This is a genomic window from Corynebacterium qintianiae (assembly GCF_011038645.2).
GTDB lineage: Bacteria > Actinomycetota > Actinomycetes > Mycobacteriales > Mycobacteriaceae > Corynebacterium > Corynebacterium qintianiae.
Genome location: NZ_CP064955.1, coordinates 1,272,322 through 1,287,665, shown reverse-complemented (window position 1 = coordinate 1,287,665; position 15,344 = coordinate 1,272,322). Strand labels below are relative to the sequence as shown.

13 protein-coding genes are annotated in these 15,344 nt (G+C 65.6%); 4 read left to right on the top strand and 9 right to left on the bottom strand.

Annotation, left to right across the window (positions count from 1 at the left end; all coding sequences use genetic code 11):
- Nucleotide 1: 1 nt before the first annotated feature.
- Nucleotides 2–517: a hypothetical protein gene (locus tag G7Y29_RS06360; protein ID WP_144318174.1), complete on the bottom strand. Its 516-nt coding sequence runs from the start codon at nt 515–517 to the stop codon at nt 2–4.
- A 22-nt stretch (nt 518–539) separates the two neighbouring features.
- Nucleotides 540–1,286: a hypothetical protein gene (locus tag G7Y29_RS06355; RefSeq protein WP_196820119.1), complete on the bottom strand. Its 747-nt coding sequence runs from the start codon at nt 1,284–1,286 to the stop codon at nt 540–542.
- Nucleotides 1,287–1,516: 230 nt separating this feature from the next.
- Here G7Y29_RS06355 and hflX point away from each other — a divergent pair, with 230 nt between their 5' ends.
- A complete protein-coding gene (gene hflX / locus G7Y29_RS06350; protein WP_165003790.1) occupies nt 1,517–3,019 on the top strand; it encodes a GTPase HflX in 1,503 nt (500 codons plus the stop codon).
- 23 nt (nt 3,020–3,042) lie between these two features.
- On the top strand, nt 3,043–4,329 hold the full coding sequence (locus G7Y29_RS06345) for a uracil-xanthine permease family protein (protein WP_249399710.1): 1,287 nt from the start codon (nt 3,043–3,045) through the stop codon (nt 4,327–4,329).
- 6 nt (nt 4,330–4,335) lie between these two features.
- Here G7Y29_RS06345 and G7Y29_RS06340 read toward each other — a convergent pair whose 3' ends face one another.
- From G7Y29_RS06340 to lexA, 5 genes are all read right to left on the bottom strand, one after another.
- Nucleotides 4,336–4,605, bottom strand: coding sequence for an HPr family phosphocarrier protein (locus G7Y29_RS06340; protein WP_165003792.1), 270 nt, complete (start codon nt 4,603–4,605; stop codon nt 4,336–4,338).
- Between the two features lie 32 nt (nt 4,606–4,637).
- Nucleotides 4,638–6,659: a PTS fructose transporter subunit IIABC gene (locus G7Y29_RS06335; RefSeq protein WP_165003794.1), complete on the bottom strand. Its 2,022-nt coding sequence runs from the start codon at nt 6,657–6,659 to the stop codon at nt 4,638–4,640.
- The gene (locus G7Y29_RS06330) at nt 6,656–7,645 is read right to left on the bottom strand and encodes a 1-phosphofructokinase family hexose kinase (RefSeq protein ID WP_165003796.1); all 990 of its coding nucleotides are present in this window, start codon (nt 7,643–7,645) and stop codon (nt 6,656–6,658) included. Before G7Y29_RS06330 ends, G7Y29_RS06335 begins: the two co-directional genes overlap by 4 nt.
- Nucleotides 7,646–7,729: 84 nt before the next feature.
- A complete protein-coding gene (locus tag G7Y29_RS06325) occupies nt 7,730–8,515 on the bottom strand; it encodes a DeoR/GlpR family DNA-binding transcription regulator (protein WP_165003798.1) in 786 nt (261 codons plus the stop codon).
- Nucleotides 8,516–8,648: 133 nt separating this feature from the next.
- Nucleotides 8,649–9,338: a transcriptional repressor LexA gene (gene lexA / locus G7Y29_RS06320; protein ID WP_165003800.1), complete on the bottom strand. Its 690-nt coding sequence runs from the start codon at nt 9,336–9,338 to the stop codon at nt 8,649–8,651.
- 220 nt (nt 9,339–9,558) lie between these two features.
- Here lexA and G7Y29_RS06315 point away from each other — a divergent pair, with 220 nt between their 5' ends.
- Nucleotides 9,559–9,927, top strand: a complete 369-nt coding sequence (locus tag G7Y29_RS06315; RefSeq protein WP_165003802.1) for a hypothetical protein — start codon at nt 9,559–9,561, stop codon at nt 9,925–9,927.
- Nucleotides 9,928–9,962: 35 nt separating this feature from the next.
- The gene (gene nrdR, locus G7Y29_RS06310) at nt 9,963–10,421 is read left to right on the top strand and encodes a transcriptional regulator NrdR (RefSeq protein WP_165003804.1); all 459 of its coding nucleotides are present in this window, start codon (nt 9,963–9,965) and stop codon (nt 10,419–10,421) included.
- Nucleotides 10,422–10,451: 30 nt separating this feature from the next.
- On the opposite strand, the gene hrpA is transcribed toward nrdR, so the two are convergent.
- Together hrpA and G7Y29_RS06300 are read right to left on the bottom strand one after the other, a co-directional pair.
- Entirely contained in the window at nt 10,452–14,351 is a 3,900-nt protein-coding gene (gene hrpA / locus G7Y29_RS06305; protein WP_165003805.1) for an ATP-dependent RNA helicase HrpA, read from the bottom strand.
- A 15-nt stretch (nt 14,352–14,366) separates the two neighbouring features.
- A complete protein-coding gene (locus G7Y29_RS06300) occupies nt 14,367–15,323 on the bottom strand; it encodes a hydrogen peroxide-inducible genes activator (RefSeq protein WP_165003806.1) in 957 nt (318 codons plus the stop codon).
- Between the last annotated feature and the right edge of the window lie 21 nt (nt 15,324–15,344).

Sequence of the window (15,344 nt, the reverse complement as noted above, 5' to 3'; positions counted from 1 at the left end):
GCTACCCAGGCCCGATCTCGCGGGCGGCGCGGCGCGCGTCCTGCCAGGAGGCGGCGAGGTTTTCCGCGCGCTCGTCGGCCACGGCGATGAGCCGTTCCAGCTGTGGCCGGTCGAGGTCGGTGCTTGCCAAAAGACCGTCGACACGCTGCAGGAAGCGGCGCGCCGCGTCCGCGCGCAGGTGGAAATCCTGGATCACGGGGTTGGTCGTACCCCGATCTGCTAACGCGGGGACATGCAGGGTCCGATCGGCGATCGCCTCGGCTGACATGCCGGTGAGGAGGTCGTCGTAAAGCGCGAGCGTCTCCGCGATGTCGTCGCGCGCGATCGCCAGCGAGGCGCGCAGCGACGCCACCTCGGGAGTGGTGTCGTAGCGCTGCATGAGCACGATGAGTGCCCCGAGGATTGCGAGCGCGAGCAGCAGCCCGGCCACCTTGAGCCACAGCACCAGCAGCGCGAAGGCGGCGATGAGCAGACCCATCCCGATCGCCTGCCAGAAATCCCGTCGCGCTGATGACATGGGTTACCCCCCCGATAAACCTCTAATGCCCGCCGCAGCCGCAGGAGTCACCGCACCCGCCGCAGCCGCCGCCTGTGGGGGTGGGGATGGAGCCAGCGAGCAGCGCCTCGCCGGCGATGACGGAGTTGCGGGCAGGCAGCTCGCCGTCGGGCAGGCACACCTCGAAGGGGAATGCGCCGTCGACCGAGACGTGGATGAAGCGCTGGCCCGTGAGCTCGCTGGTGCGGTACTCGGACTCCAGCACGCGGGCGGAGAAGCGGGCGCTGGCGTCGGGCGCCGCTGCCGCGCCGATGGTCTCGGCGCTGGGCGAAGTGACGGCGCCCAGGGTCTCGCCGGGGTGGGCGGCGTGGAAGTCGTCGATGCTGCCGAAATGCTCCACGTTCAGGCCGAGGGCGGCGACGGCGAGTTCCTGCCAGGTCAGCGTGGGGTCGTCGACAAGCAGAGGGCCCTGGGCCAGGTTGACGGTGACCGACGCGATGGTGTTGCCGTGCGGGTCGACGATGTCAGCGAGCGCGACCACGTCGTTGAGCATGGTCACGTGCGCGTAGGTGCGCGTGTCGGCAGCGAATCCCGCGAAGGTGGCGAACGGTTCGACGGCGAGGATGTTCAGCTGCGCGCCCGAGGCGTCCGCGTACTGGATCAGCTGGCCGCCGCGGACCTCGCCGGTGACCTGGAGGCGCCCGGTGGCGATGGCCGCCTCGACGGCGTCCTGCCACTGGGCAAAACCGAGGCCGATGCTGGCGAGGTCAGTACTGATCGTGTCGCTCATGGTCGCAGAGTGTACCCGCGCGGGGGTGGGGGACTGAAACCTTGTGCGTGCTCGGTTCGGAGTGCTCGGTCTGGAGTGCTCAGTCTGGGTTTCCGGCACAAAGGTGACCTGGGGAAACGTAGATTGGGCGTCGTAAAGCGAGCACTCCAGACTGAGCACGCGGGAAGAAAAGCCAGCGCCGCGGCGTTGAATACGTAACAGACTGAAGAACTCGATAGACTAAGGACTCAATGACGAAAACAACACCCGCAGAACTCACCCACGACGAACTCCTCGCCCGCGCGTTCAGGCACAACACGCCGCAACCCGCCAAAGGAGGGGACGGGGAACCCACCGTCGGCGCCCTAGACCTAGCGGAGCGCAACGCTTTTCGCCGCGTGACCCTAGAGACGGAGCTTCGCTCCGAGGACCAGGCCGAGGGTTTCGAGGTCGAGTACCGCAAGTTGCGTCTGGAGCAGGTCATCCTCGTCGGCGCGTGGATTGAGGGGACCACGGCCGAGATGGAGGCCAACATGCTCGAGCTGGCCGCGCTCGCGGAGACGGCTGGCGCGGACGTGGTGGAGCTTCTGTACCAGAAGCGCGACAAGCCGGACCCGGGCACCTACATCGGTTCGGGCAAGGTCAAGGAGCTGCGCGAGATTGTCGTCGCCACCGGCGCCGACACCGTCGTCTTCGACGGCGAGCTTTCCCCGGGCCAGCTGGTTGCGCTGGAGGAGGCGCTGAAGGTCAAGGTGATCGACCGCACCATGCTCATCCTGGACATCTTCGCCCAGCACGCGAAGAGCAAGGAAGGCAAGGCGCAGGTCAGCCTCGCGCAGATGGAATACCTGTACACGCGCACCCGTGGTTGGGGCGGCAACCTGTCGCGTCAGGCGGGCGGCCGCGCCGGTTCGAACGGCGGCGTCGGTCTGCGCGGCCCCGGTGAGACCCGGATCGAGGCGGACCGCCGCCGCCTGCGCACCGATATGGCGAAGCTGCGCCACGAGCTGCGCGGAATGAAGACGGCGCGCGAGGTCAAGCGCGCGCAGCGCCAGCGCTCGACAACACCGAAGATCGCGATCGCCGGGTACACCAACGCGGGCAAGTCCTCGCTAATCAACGCGATGACCAACGCCGGCGTGCTGGTTGAGGACGCGCTGTTCGCCACCCTGGATCCGTCGACACGCAAAGCCCAGCTCGCGGACGGCCGCAACGTCGTGCTCACCGACACCGTCGGCTTCGTGCGCCACCTGCCGACCCAGCTCGTTGAGGCCTTCAAGTCCACGCTGGAAGAAGTCACCAACGCCGACCTCATGCTGCACGTCGTCGACGGCTCGGACGCTTTCCCGCTGAAGCAGATCGAGGCCGTAAACAAGGTCCTCTCCGACGTCACCCGCGAATCGGGCGAAAAGATCCCCCCGGAAATCGTCGTGGTGAACAAGATTGACCAGGCTGACCCGGTCGTGCTCGCTGAGCTGCGCCACGCCTTCGACAGCAGCGGCCACGACGTCGTGTTCGTTTCCGCGCACACGGGGCAGGGCATCAAGGAACTCGAGGCCAAGATTGAGATGCACCTCAACAGCGTCGAGGCCCACGTGCAGCTGCTCGTGCCGTTCACCCGCGGCGACGTGGTCAGCCGCGTCCACGACGAGGGCACCGTGCGCAGCGAGTCCTACGAGGAGGACGGCACGCTTATCGACGTCCGCCTGCCCCACGTCATCGCCGAGCAGTACGCCGAGTTTGTGGTGAGCTAGGCACTGGGCGACAATGACCATCCGTGAATAACACTTACGGATGGACCCTCCACGGTGACGGCCGCCGCGTCATGCCCGGCGCGGTTGTCGCCCCCGACGAGAGGTTGAGTTGGCCGCGCACCGTGGCCATCGGTATGCAGCACGTCGTGGCCATGTTCGGCGCCACGCTGCTCGTGCCCACGCTGACCGGTTTCCCGGTGAACACGACGCTGCTGTTTTCCGGCCTGGGCACGATCATCTTCCTGTTGCTCACCCGCAACAAGCTGCCCAGCTACCTCGGGTCGTCGTTCGCCTTTATCGCGCCTCTGACCGCGTCGCAGCAGTACGGGGTGGGCGCCCAGCTCGGCGGGGTGCTGGTCACGGGCCTCGCGCTCGTCGCCATCGGAGCTCTGGTGCAGGCAGCGGGCAGAAAGCTTATCGACGCCGTGATGCCCCCGGTGGTCACCGGCGCCATTGTCGCGCTTATCGGTTTCAACCTCGCGCCGACGGCCGTGGCCAACGTCGAGGCCCAGCCCGGAGTGGCGGCGGTGACGCTGCTGACCATCGCGTTGTTCACGGTCGCGGTGCGCGGGTTGTTTTCTCGCCTGTCCATCCTCGTTGGCGTCATCGCCGGCTGGGTTGCGACGTGGTTGAGCGGTGGTCTGTCTGACGACGCGGTGCGGTCGATTTCCGCCGCCCCGTGGCTTGGCCTCCCGCAGTTCCACACCCCTGAGTTCCACCTCTCCGCGGTGCTGGTTACCCTGCCGGTGCTGGTGGTGCTGATTGCGGAGAACGTCGGGCACGTCAAGGCCGTCGGTGAAATGACCAATCGCGACCTCGACGATTACCAGGGCCGGGCGCTCATCGGCGACGGGCTCGCCACCACACTCGCCGGCGGATTCGGCGGCTCGGGCACCACCACCTACGCCGAAAATATCGGTGTCATGGCGGCAACGAAGGTGTATTCCACCGCCGCGTATTGGGTGGCTGCCCTGTTCGCCATCGTGCTGGCTTTTATCCCGAAGTTCGGCGCGGTGGTGTTTAGCATCCCCGTCGGCGTGCTCGGCGGCGCGTGCCTGGTGCTCTATGGGTTGATCGGCATGCTGGGCGTACGCATCTGGCAGGACAACCGAGTGGATCTCACCAACCCCGTTAACTTGATTACGGCCGCCGTGGCGCTCATCGTGGGTATTGGCGACCTCTCGCTGACGCTCGGTTCCATCGAATTCAACGGGATCGCCCTGGGTTCGGTGGGCATCATCGTGGCCTACCCGCTCATGAAATGGGCCTTCGCCACGATCGGCGAAGGCCAGTACAACAGGGCTGGTTAGAAGCCCTTACTCCGCGTCGAGGTTCTGCTCGATCAAGGCGGCGATCTTGTCTACAGCCTCAGCGTTGTCGGAGGTGACGGTGACCTCGTCGCCGAACTCCGCACCCATTGCCATGATCATGAGCGAGGACGCGGCGTCGGTCTCGTCGTCCTCGTCGTCGCCGACTCGGGTGAGCACGACCTCCTCGTCGTATTCACCGGCGGCGTCGGCGATAATCGTCGCCGGGCGCGCGTGCAGGCCAACGGTGGATCCAACCTTCACAGTCTTGGTTGCCATCAGAAAAATCCTTTCGTTCGGGTATGACAAGTCTACGTGGACGCGGGCTGCGGGGCAGGCGACTCAGCCGCGGCGGCCCGCTCGATAGCCTTATTGGGCCACAACTGCTTCGCGGCGAGCACCGCAGCTGTCGCCACCACGACGCCTGCTGCGAGCGCGGCGAACATCCCCCACCACGGGTCGTACGCGAAGATGACGAAGATGCCGCCGTGAGGCGCCTGCACACCGGTGCCCAACGCCATCGACACCGCGCCCGCAGTTGCGCCGCCGAGCATCATTGACGGGATGACGCGCAGCGGGTCGGCCGCCGCGAACGGGATCGCTCCCTCCGAGACGAAGGACAATCCGAGCAGCCAGGCGGATTTGCCGTTTTCCTGTTCTGCCGGGGTGAACAGCTTCGCGCGCAGGAATGTCGCTATGGACAGCGCGATCGGAGGCACCATGCCCGCGATCATGACGGCCGCCATGATCTGGAAACTGGCCTCCGTGCCCGCGGACAAGCCCGCGGTGCCGAACAAGTAGGCGGCCTTGTTCACGGGCCCGCCGAGGTCGAAACACATCATCAGCCCGATGATCACTCCGAGCAAGACGGCAGACGACCCGCTCATGGATTCCAACCAACCCTCGAGGCCGACCATGATCGCACCGAGTGGTCGGCCGAGCAGGAGAAACATCAGAAGACCGATGAACAGCGAGGTCAGCAGAGGGATGATGACGACCGGCATGAGCGAGCCCAGCCAGCGCGGCACCGTCCACGACTGAATCCAGTAGGCGACCACGCCGGCTACGATGCCGGTGACCAGGCCGCCAATGAAACCGGCGCCCAGCAACACGGAGATCGCGCCGCCGATGAAACCCGGGGCAATACCGGGGCGTCCCGCCAGGCCGTAGCCTATGTAGCCGGATAGGGCGGACACGACGAAGCCCATGCCCATCTGTCCCGTGGCAAACAGCACCGCGCCGAGGTAGAGCAGCCACCCGGAGCGCTCGAACGTCATCAACTCGCCGTCGACAGTGACCTGGTTGCCGGGCAGGTTCGTCGGCGAGAAGTTGGTCACCAGAGCTTGCCACCCGTTGGCCATGTCGTACCCGCCCACGAGGAAACCGAGCGCGAGCAGCAGGCCGCCGGCGGCGACGAACGGAACCATGTAGGACACGCCCGTCATCACCGCCTGCTGGATGCGTTTCGGCCAAGATTCGCCCGCACCCGCCGATGCGTCGTCTTCGGACGAGCCGCCGGCGACAGTGGGGGAGTCGGGGTTTTCGGCGGCGTGGACGGCGGCGTCGATAAGCTCGGCTGGCTTATTGATGCCCTGCTTGACCGGCACATCCACAACCGGCTTGCCCGCGAACCGCCCCTTGCTGCGCACGGCGACGTCGTGGGCGAAGATGACGGCGTCGGCTCCGCTGATGAAGTCACTGTCAAGTGGCTCGTAACCCGAGGAGCCCTGCGGTTCGACCCGCAGCTCCACGTCGTCGCGGTTCTGCGCCGCCTGGGCCAGCGCGTCCGCCGCCATGTAGGTGTGGGCGATGCCGGTCGGGCACGAGGTGACAACCGCAATGCGGTACTTCTTCGCGGTTGCGGCAGGCTGTGTCTTCTTCGGGGCGCTAACTACAGCGAGGATGATCTCAACGGCTTCCTCCCGCGTCGCCGCCGCGCGCAGCTTATCGACGAACTCCCCACGCACCAGGGCCCTGGCCAACGTAGACAGAATCTTCAGGTGCTCTTTACCGCCGCCTTCGGGGGCGGCTATCAGGAAGACCAGGTCGGTGTCACCGTCCGGGCCGGAGAAGTCCACCGGGCGGGACAGGCGCGCGAACGCCAGCGTGGGTTCGGTCACTGCAGACGTGCGGGTGTGCGGAATGGCGACGCGCCCGGGCACTCCCGTTCCCGCCTTCTCCTCGCGCGCTGCGGCGTCTGCTGCGAGCTGCGCGGGGTCGTTCGTCCTGCCTGCGTCGTGAACGAGATCGGCCAGGCGGGCAATGACCTCGCCGGGCGAGGCGCCGAAGTCCACGTCGAGTCCGACGAGCTCCGGGGTGATGAGTTGGTTCATGGCAGTTCCTTTGATGTTGCGGGGATAGAAACGACGAGCGTGTTCTCCAAGTCAATTTCGTCGGGTGCGGGTATTCCGGTGCCGGGTTTGGCGGCGGCGGCGGAACCGTAGGCGACGCTGCGGCGCAGGCAATCGGGGAGTTCTTCGCCCGCGACGCGGGCCATAATGTAGCCGGCCAGCGCAGAGTCGCCCGCGCCCACTGTGGAGCGCGGTGTGACCGGCGGTGGGGTCGCGGCCCAGGCGGCGTCGCGGGTGATCAGGCACGCTCCGGAAGCACCGAGCGTGACCAAAACCTCCCTCACGCCCGCGTGGACGAGCTCGCGCGCCGAGCGCACTATCTCGGTGTAGTCCCCCCGCGCCGCCTGATCTTCCAGCTGCTCGCCGTCGGCGCCGGTGAGCTGGGCGAGTTCGAACGCGTTGGGTTTGATTACGTCGGGCGCGGCGGTGGTCAGGTGCTTGCCCAGAGAGATGAGCGGCTCGTCAGAGGTGTCCACCGCGATTACCGCTCCGGGACACGCTTTGCGAAGCCGGGCGGCAAGGATGGCGTACCACTCCGCAGGCGCACTGGGGGGTAGCGAGCCGGCCATGACTACGGCGTCGGTGCGCGACTCGGCCACCGTGGCGACGAGCACGTCGGTAATGCGCTCGACGTCGTCATCGCTGAGCATTGGGCCGGTCTCGTTGACTTTGGTTGTCTCACCGTCGTGTTCAGTCAGCGTGGTGTTGGTGCGGATAGCGCCTTCGATGGAGACGGCGCGCAGCGGGATCCCCGCGTTGCGGCAGAGCAGGGAGAACGGGTCCGTGGGGCCGCACGGCGCGATCGCGAGAGTGTCGTGTGCGGCGTTTGCGCAGGCGTGGGACACGTTGATTCCCTTGCCCCCGGCTTCCCGGCGGGCACTGATCGTGCGGTTGACCCCGCCCTTCTCAAACGAGTCCAGCTCGAGTGTGGCATCGATGCTGGGATTGGGGGTGAATGTGATGATCACGGTGCGGGCTCCTCATGGTCGGGCTACCCCCAATTATGTCCGATTGTGCCCGGGTGGGCAATAGCGTGCGCGTTTTTTGCGCTTCTAGGGCTCCGCGGTGACAACCTCGATGCCGAGCTCAGTGAGCTCGGTGACGAAGGACGACGGTGCCGCTGAGTCTGTGATGACGACATCGACCTCGTCAAGTGATGCGAAGCTGACGAGGTAATCGTTGCCCAGCTTCGTGGAGTCGCACAGCACGACGACGGTGCGGGCGTTGGTGACCATCGCCGATTTAATCGCTGCCTCTTGGGCGTCGGCGGTGGACAGGCCGTGGTCGACACTCAGCGCGTTGGTGCCGATGAAGGCGACGTCGGCGCGCATGAGCGCGAGGGAGCGCAGCGCGGTGGCACCGACAACTGCTTGGGTGATTGCGCGGACCGACCCGCCCAGAAGCTGAACGTGAGGCAGGCCCGAGGTCGAAAGCTCCAGGGCGATAGGCAGAGAGTTAGTTACGATCGGCCACGAACGCGCCCGCGGGTCCGAGGCCAGCAGGCTGGAAAACGCGTTGATGGACGTGCCGGAGTCGAGGAAGATCCCGCCCTCGGACTGACCGGGGAGGTATTTCAGGGCAGCCCGCGCAATAGTGGACTTTGCGGCGGACGCGGAACGGGATCGGGCGTCGAGCGGGAACTCGGTGGTGAGATACGACTGGCTGGCCACGGCGCCGCCGTGCACCCGGTGCACCACTCCCTCGCGATTGAGCACGGCAAGATCGCGCCGGACTGTCTCGGCGGTCACGTCGAACTTCTCAGCCAGCTCGGTAACGTTGACGCGGCCCTCGACCGCGGTCAACGACGCGATCTGGCGTCTGCGTTCTTCTGCGTACATACTCAGGCAGTCCTTGAAGGGGGCAGGGGGCGGGAGGAACCGCATGCCATTGTTCCAAAAGAAACATGCCCGGTTAAGTGAGATTGCGCCCGCTCGCCCCCGACCGGGGTTAGCGAACGGGCGTAGCAGGGCGCTACAGGGTGCGGAAAACGGAAACTACGCGGCCCATGATCTCAGCCTCGTCCCCCTTTATCGGGGAGAAAGCGTCATTATGGGGGAGCAGCCAGACGCCGGTGGAGTCCTTGTGGAACTCCTTGACAGTCGCTTCGCCGTCCAAAAGCGCGGCGACAAACTCGCCCTCCTCCGCAACCGGCTGGGAGCGCACCACAACCCAGTCGCCGTCGAGGATGCCGGCGTCGCGCATGGACTCACCCACAACCTGCAGCATGTAGAGCTCGCCCTCGCCGAGCAGCTCCTGCGGCAGGGGGAAGTAGTTGTCGATGTTCTCCTCGGCGAGGATTGGCGAGCCCGCGGCAATTTGTCCCACGACCGGGACGAAGCGTGGCTGGGAGGCCTCCTCCGGGGTTGGCTCCGACTTCGGCTTCACCTTCCGCGACGGCGCGGCGGAGTCGGGGAGGTGGCGGAGATCCACAGCGCGCGGCTTGTTCGGATCGCGGCGCAAGAAGCCCTTCTTCTCCAGCTCCTTGAGCTGGTAAGCGACGGAGGACGTGGACTGCAAGCCGGCGGCGTCACCGATCTCCCGGATGCTTGGCGGGTAACCCCGCAGGACCACTGCGTCCTGAATGACCTCCAGGATGCGCCGCTGTCTGTCGGACAGGACACTCATATCGAGATTGTTCGGATTGTCTTTCTTGCGTGGCATCGGTGCTCCTCGTGTTGCCGTTGACGGCGTGTTTCATGCTGCGCCTGCAAAACTACCAGAAGTGGCAAGTTTGTTCGACATTTTCGTCGCTCCTCTGGACAACGAGCTTTGCCGGTGCTATAAATCGAACACAGAGGCGGAATCGAACATGTGAACGGTTAAGTGTTCGACGGTGTCCGACCCGCTCGTACAATAAGGGCAGACAACAAAGGAGACGACAATGACCATTCAGCTTGAACGCGTTTATACAGCACCGACGTCCGAGGGGCCGGCCTTACTGCGCACTCTTCCGGCCGACATGTGGGACCTTCCGGCATCGGCACCCGCCGCGCGAAAGGCGGTCCATGTTCGAACGCTGGAACCGGGCTCTCGAAATCGTGAGCGCCGTCCGCTCGGTGAAATAGGGCTACGCCCCACGCGGGAGGAAGCGTTCGAAACTCGCCACGAAAACCGTGCAAACGTTTTTATGGGTGCGGCACTCGGACTGGCACTCATCCTCGGTTCGGCCGCCGGCGGTGCGTTCTCCGGTGATGCTGCAATACACCCCGAAGTTTCTACGGTGGAGAATGTAACCGCTCACGCTCGTTAGGCTGGTTGAGGGTGAGCGGGAGTAGGATTTTAGCCATGCACTGCCCGTTTTGCCATCACGAACAGTCGCGGGTGCTCGATTCCCGCGTGATTGATGCGGGATCCGCTATCCGCCGCCGACGCGAGTGTTCGGATTGCGGCGGCCGGTTCACTACCGTGGAGAAGGCTATTCTCATGGTGGTTAAGCGCAACGGGGTGAGCGAGCCCTTCGACCGGGACAAACTGATCAGTGGCGTGCGCCGCGCGTGCCAAGGCCGGGATGTTTCGGATGATGCGCTCAAACGCCTCGCTCAACAAGTGGAGGAAACGGTGCGTGGCCAGGGGAGTTCTCAGGTTAATGCGAACGACGTCGGGCTGGCCGTCCTCGAGCCGTTGCGGGCGCTCGATGAGGTGGCGTACCTGCGTTTCGCCTCCGTGTACAAATCTTTCGAATCTGCCGACGACTTCGAATCCGAGATCCGCCTCATGCGTCGCCGAGACCGCGACGCCTTCTAGTGCCGGCCCACGGCTTCGCGTTGACGAGCACTACGCGAGGGTGTCGATCATTTTCTCCACCCGCCGCTGACTCACGGGCTTGGGCGTGCCTAGACGCTGTGCGAACAGACTGACCCGCAACTCTTGAATCCGCCACAGTATGTCCTTGACCGCCCGCGTCTTCTCGCGCCCCGGGGGAAGCGACCGCAACTTAGTGTCCAGATAGGCGTGGGTGGACGCGACAGCGTCTTGACGGTCGGCGTCGCGGTCGGGGTCTAAGGTCATGTCGTCGAGGCGGATACGCATGGCGGCGATGTAGCGGGGAACGTGCTGCAGGTGCTCCATCCCGTGGATAGTGACCGCGTGGGGCGGCAAAAAGAATCTCAGCTGCCCGCGCATGTCATCGATCGCAGGCCCACTCCACTTCTCCAGCTCCTGAGATATGTTCGCGTATTCCACCAGCGCCGGGGCGAGGGCGACCACTTTCTGTCGCACAGCTGAGGGGACCTTCGGCTTGACTTCCTTCACCAGCGCGTCGAACTCCTCCGGTGATCGCACCGGCCCGCCGGCCGCGAACATAAGATCGCGGATGGTGGCAACGCGAGCGTCCTCGACGAGACCGGCCGCGCCTCCGTGGGGATAATGGTCCACTGCGACCTTGTGACGCAACGGCAAGCCCTTCGTCATCTGGCCCTGATTGACGGTGATCTCCCGCAGGAGCAGCGTCAGCGTTGCCGTCACCATCGACGCGTCCGCCGCCGCCTTCGTCGGGTGGACGGTGACTTTGACGCCATCGGGCGTAGCTTCGAGCGCGGGGTAGGTGTCGACCTCGTTGCCCTCGATCTTCGCAGCCACCGTCTCCGGCACGGTCCCCAGAGTGTCCGCCGTCCACTTCTTCGCGGCCGCCGTCTCCGTGGTGCGCCCCGCTTTGGACACCGACGAGCGTATCTTCCCGGCCTGGCGTCGCTTGAGTTCCGCCAGGTCTTTGTCGTGGTCAAGGACGCCACCGCGCTTATCGATCGCGGCGAACGTCACCTTGAGGTGGTCGGGCAGCGCCGACGGGCGGAAGTCGGACGCGTTGATGCCGGCGCCGCCGACGGAGCGCAGCGCGGCCGCGAGTTCATCGGACAAGGGCGCGGCGAATGGTGCGAGCTTGGGCAGTGCCATGGCTGCGAAGTCTGGCGCTGGGACGACGGAGCGTCGCAAAGCTTTCGGCAGAGTCCGAATCAGCTCGGTAACCAGCTCAAGGCGCAACCCTGGCACGAGCCAGTCGAAGCCCTCCGCTGAGAAACCCGCCAACAGCGGGACGGGAACCTCGACGGTGACGCCGTCGAACGGGTCGCCGGGCTCGAACGTGTAGCGCAGCGCGTAGTCGATGGAACCCTGGCGCCACACGGCGGGGAAGGAGGCGTCGGAGGCATCGACGGTGTCACTGACAAGTTCGTCCGGGTCGAAGTCGAGGAAAGACGCGTCTTCGTGGCGCTTCTTCTTCCACCACGAGTCGAAGTGGCGCGCGGTGGTCACGTCTGCGGGCAGACGGGAATCGTAGAAGTCGAACAGCGTGTCCTCATCCACGACGAGGCCGCGGCGGCGGACCTTGTCTTCTACGGTAGCGGCGTCGGCGAGCAAAGCCTCGTTGTGCTCGATGAACTTGTGGTGGCGGTTCCAATCGCCGCCGATGAGGGCGTGGCGGATGAACATGTTGCGCGCCCCGTCCGCGTCGACGCGGTGGTAGGGCACGAGGCGGTCGCGCACAATCGGCAGACCGTACAGCAGCGACGTTTGGTGCACCATCGCAGCCGAGCGCTTGCGTGACCACACCGGCTCAGAATAGCTGTGTTTCAGCAGTTCACCCGCTGCCTTCTCCACCCACTCGGGCTGGATCTTGGCGACGTCGCGCGCCCACAACCGGGACGTCTCCACCAGCTCGGCGGCCATGAGGAACTCTGGCGGCTTCTTCGACAGCAAGGAGCCGGGGAACACAAGAAATCGGGTGCCGCGCGTGCCCTGGAACTCTTTCGAGTTGCCGTCGCGTACGCCGATGTTGGACAGCAGGCCCGTCAGCAGCGACTTGTGGATCGCGTCCGAGTCGCGCTCGCCCGCCACATTCTCGGCGCGCGACCAACCCAGCTGCTTCTCGACGTCGCGGAGCTGACGCACCAGGTCGTACCACTCGCGGATGCGCATGTAGTGCAGGTACTCGCGCTTCATCCGCTTGCGGAAGGCGTTGCCAGTCAGCTCGTCACGGGACTCGTTGATGTAATCCCACAGCTTCAGCGCGGAGGCGAAGTCGGAGGCGGAGTCCTTGAAGCGGGCGTGGGCCTGGTCGGCCTGAGCCTGGAACTCGAGCGGGCGCTCGCGCACGTCCTGGATGGTCATGTAGGAGACGATGACCGTGACGTCGTCGAGCACGCCGAACCGGTTGGCTTCGACGAGCATGCGCGCCATCTTCGGGTCGACCGGGATACGGCTGATGTCGCGGCCGATGCCGGTGAGCACCGGTGCCCCGTCGCGCTCCTTGTCCGAGATGGCCCCGAGCTCGTGCAGCACCAACAGACCGTCTCGGATGGACTTCGGGTCCGGTGGTTGGAGGAAGGGGAACTCGCTGATGTCGCCGAGCCGCAGCGAGATCATCTGCAGAATGACGCTGGCGAGGTTCGTGCGCAGAATCTCCGGGTCGGTGAACTCCGGCCGCGCGTTGAAGTTCTCCTCCGAGTAGAGGCGGATTGCGATGCCGTCAGCGACGCGGCCCGAGCGGCCGGAGCGCTGGTTGGCGGAAGCCTGGGAGATCTCCTCGATGGGCAGGCGTTGCACCTTTGTGCGGGTGGAGTATCGGGAGATGCGCGCCAGGCCCGTGTCCACCACGTAGTGGATGCCGGGCACCGTGAGCGACGTCTCAGCGATGTTGGTGGACAGTACGATACGTCGGCCCGTGTGGGGGGAGAACACCCGGTGCTGCTCCGCGTTGGAGAGACGACCAAACAGGGGAGTGACTTCCACACCACGCCAGCGCTTCTTCTCAATCGCCTCCATGCAGTCGCGGATGTCGCGCTCCGAAGCGAGAAAGCACAGAATGTCGCCGTTTCCCTCCTTCATCAGCTCCTCGACGGCCAAGACAACGCCGTCGATCATGTCGATGTCCACGTCCTTGCCGTTGGCGTTCTCCACCAGCGGGCGGTACCGGATCTCCACCGGGTAGGTGCGCCCGGAGACCTCGATGATCGGGGCCGGTTTGCCCTCAGCGTCGGCGAAGTGCCCGGCGAAGCGCTCCGGGTCGATCGTGGCCGAGGTGATAATCACCTTCAGGTCCGGCCGCTTCGGCAGCAGTCGTTTGAGGTAACCGAGAAGAAAATCGATGTTGAGCGAGCGTTCGTGGGCCTCGTCGATGATGATCGTGTCGTAGGCGTTCAAGAATCGGTCGCGCTGCATCTCGGCGAGCAGGATGCCGTCCGTCATGAGCTTGACGGCGGTGGTGGGGGACACGCGGTCATCGAAACGAATCGCGTAACCCACAGAGTCCCCGATGCTCTGGCCGAGCTCGTCGGCGATGCGCTCCGCGACGGTGCGGGCCGCGAGGCGGCGCGGCTGCGTGTGGCCAATCAGCCCGCGCCGACCCCGGCCCAGCTCGAGCAGCATCTTCGGAATCTGGGTGGTCTTGCCCGAACCAGTCTCACCCGCGATGACCACGACCTGGTGATCGCGAACGAGGCCCATGATGTCCTCGCGGCGCGCGGAAACCGGCAGCTGCTCCGGGTAGGAGATGTCGGGGATACCGGCCGCGCGGGTCTCGACGGCGGCTGCTGCGGCGTCGATGTCCGCCGCGATCGCGGCCAGCGACTCAGGGGCGCGGGCCTTGTCCAGGCGACGCGTGAAGCGTCGGACGTCGGACAGCGGGACGGCGTCGAGCCGCTGAAATAGCTGGGCGCGGGAGGGGTGCGAAGAAGCGTTCATATCTGCCGAACGAGTCTAGCCGCCCAGCATGCGCTTTCCCTTTTCGACGGCCCGCGCGTGCGCCCGGGTGATCAACTCTCCCAGCGCGTGGTGCTCCGCGGCGCGTGCTGACGACGGTCGGCTGACCAGACCGATTGTGCGCTCCGCGGTGACGTTTGCGTCGAAGGACGCCAAACCCAGGCCGGGCCGCACACACTCTGTGGCCACCGCCGATTCCGGCACCAGGGTCGAACCGTGGCCGGCGACGACCAGCTGCATGATCGTGGTGAGCGAGGAGGCGCGGGTGGAGTACTCCCCGTTGCCGGGGTGCCCGGCGTGCGCGATCCGGCACAAGTCGACGATCTGGTCGCGGAGGCAATGGCCGTCATCGAGCAAAAGGAGCTCCAGATCTCCCAGCGCATCAAGGGTGAGATCGTGGCGGCCCGCGAAAGGGTGGCCCTCGGGAGTGACGATGACGAACTTCTCGCGGAACAACTCCGTCTCGCGCATGCCGGGGTAGCCGGTGGGCAGCGCGAGGACGGCTACGTCGATGGAGCCGTCGCGAAGCTGCTCCACCAGAGCCCCGGTCTGCTCTTCGACGATGAGCGGCTTGAGGTTGGGGTAGTTCTCGCCGACGTTCTCGAGAAACTCGGGCAGGATATACGGGGTGAGCGTCGGGATAATACCCAGGGTCAGTGTCCCGGACAGTATCCCGAGGGCGCCGCGGGAGCGGGAGACGAAGGCCTCGGCCGCCTCGAGCGTGGCGCGCGCCAACGGCAGAAGCTCCTCACCGGTGGGGGTGACTATCACCTTGCGCGTTGAGCGCTCGATGAGCTGAATCCCCAGGCCAGTCTCCAGCGCTACGAGCGCCTGGGAGAGCGACGGCTGGGAGATGTTGAGCTTGCTCGCGGCCGTGCCGAAGTGCTTGTTTTCGGCGATGGTGACGAAGGTGCGCAGTTGCGCTAGCGTCGGCCGGTACTCCTTATTGCTCATGCCTATGACAGTACTGTACGC

Bases quoted from the DNA above. Each gene is read 5' to 3' on its own strand.
- G7Y29_RS06325 (WP_165003798.1), bottom strand. From the start codon at position 8,515: ATGTACGCAGAAGAACGCAGACGCCAGATCGCGTCGTTGACCGCGGTC.
- G7Y29_RS06340 (WP_165003792.1), bottom strand. From the start codon at position 4,605: ATGGCAACCAAGACTGTGAAGGTTGGATCCACCGTTGGCCTGCACGCG.
- G7Y29_RS06315 (WP_165003802.1), top strand. From the start codon at position 9,559: ATGACCATTCAGCTTGAACGCGTTTATACAGCACCGACGTCCGAGGGG.
- G7Y29_RS06360 (WP_144318174.1), bottom strand. From the start codon at position 517: ATGTCATCAGCGCGACGGGATTTCTGGCAGGCGATCGGGATGGGTCTG.
- hrpA (WP_165003805.1), bottom strand. From the start codon at position 14,351: ATGAACGCTTCTTCGCACCCCTCCCGCGCCCAGCTATTTCAGCGGCTC.
- G7Y29_RS06300 (WP_165003806.1), bottom strand. From the start codon at position 15,323: ATGAGCAATAAGGAGTACCGGCCGACGCTAGCGCAACTGCGCACCTTC.
- G7Y29_RS06335 (WP_165003794.1), bottom strand. From the start codon at position 6,659: ATGAACCAACTCATCACCCCGGAGCTCGTCGGACTCGACGTGGACTTC.
- nrdR (WP_165003804.1), top strand. From the start codon at position 9,963: ATGCACTGCCCGTTTTGCCATCACGAACAGTCGCGGGTGCTCGATTCC.
- G7Y29_RS06355 (WP_196820119.1), bottom strand. From the start codon at position 1,286: ATGAGCGACACGATCAGTACTGACCTCGCCAGCATCGGCCTCGGTTTT.
- hflX (WP_165003790.1), top strand. From the start codon at position 1,517: ATGACGAAAACAACACCCGCAGAACTCACCCACGACGAACTCCTCGCC.
- lexA (WP_165003800.1), bottom strand. From the start codon at position 9,338: ATGCCACGCAAGAAAGACAATCCGAACAATCTCGATATGAGTGTCCTG.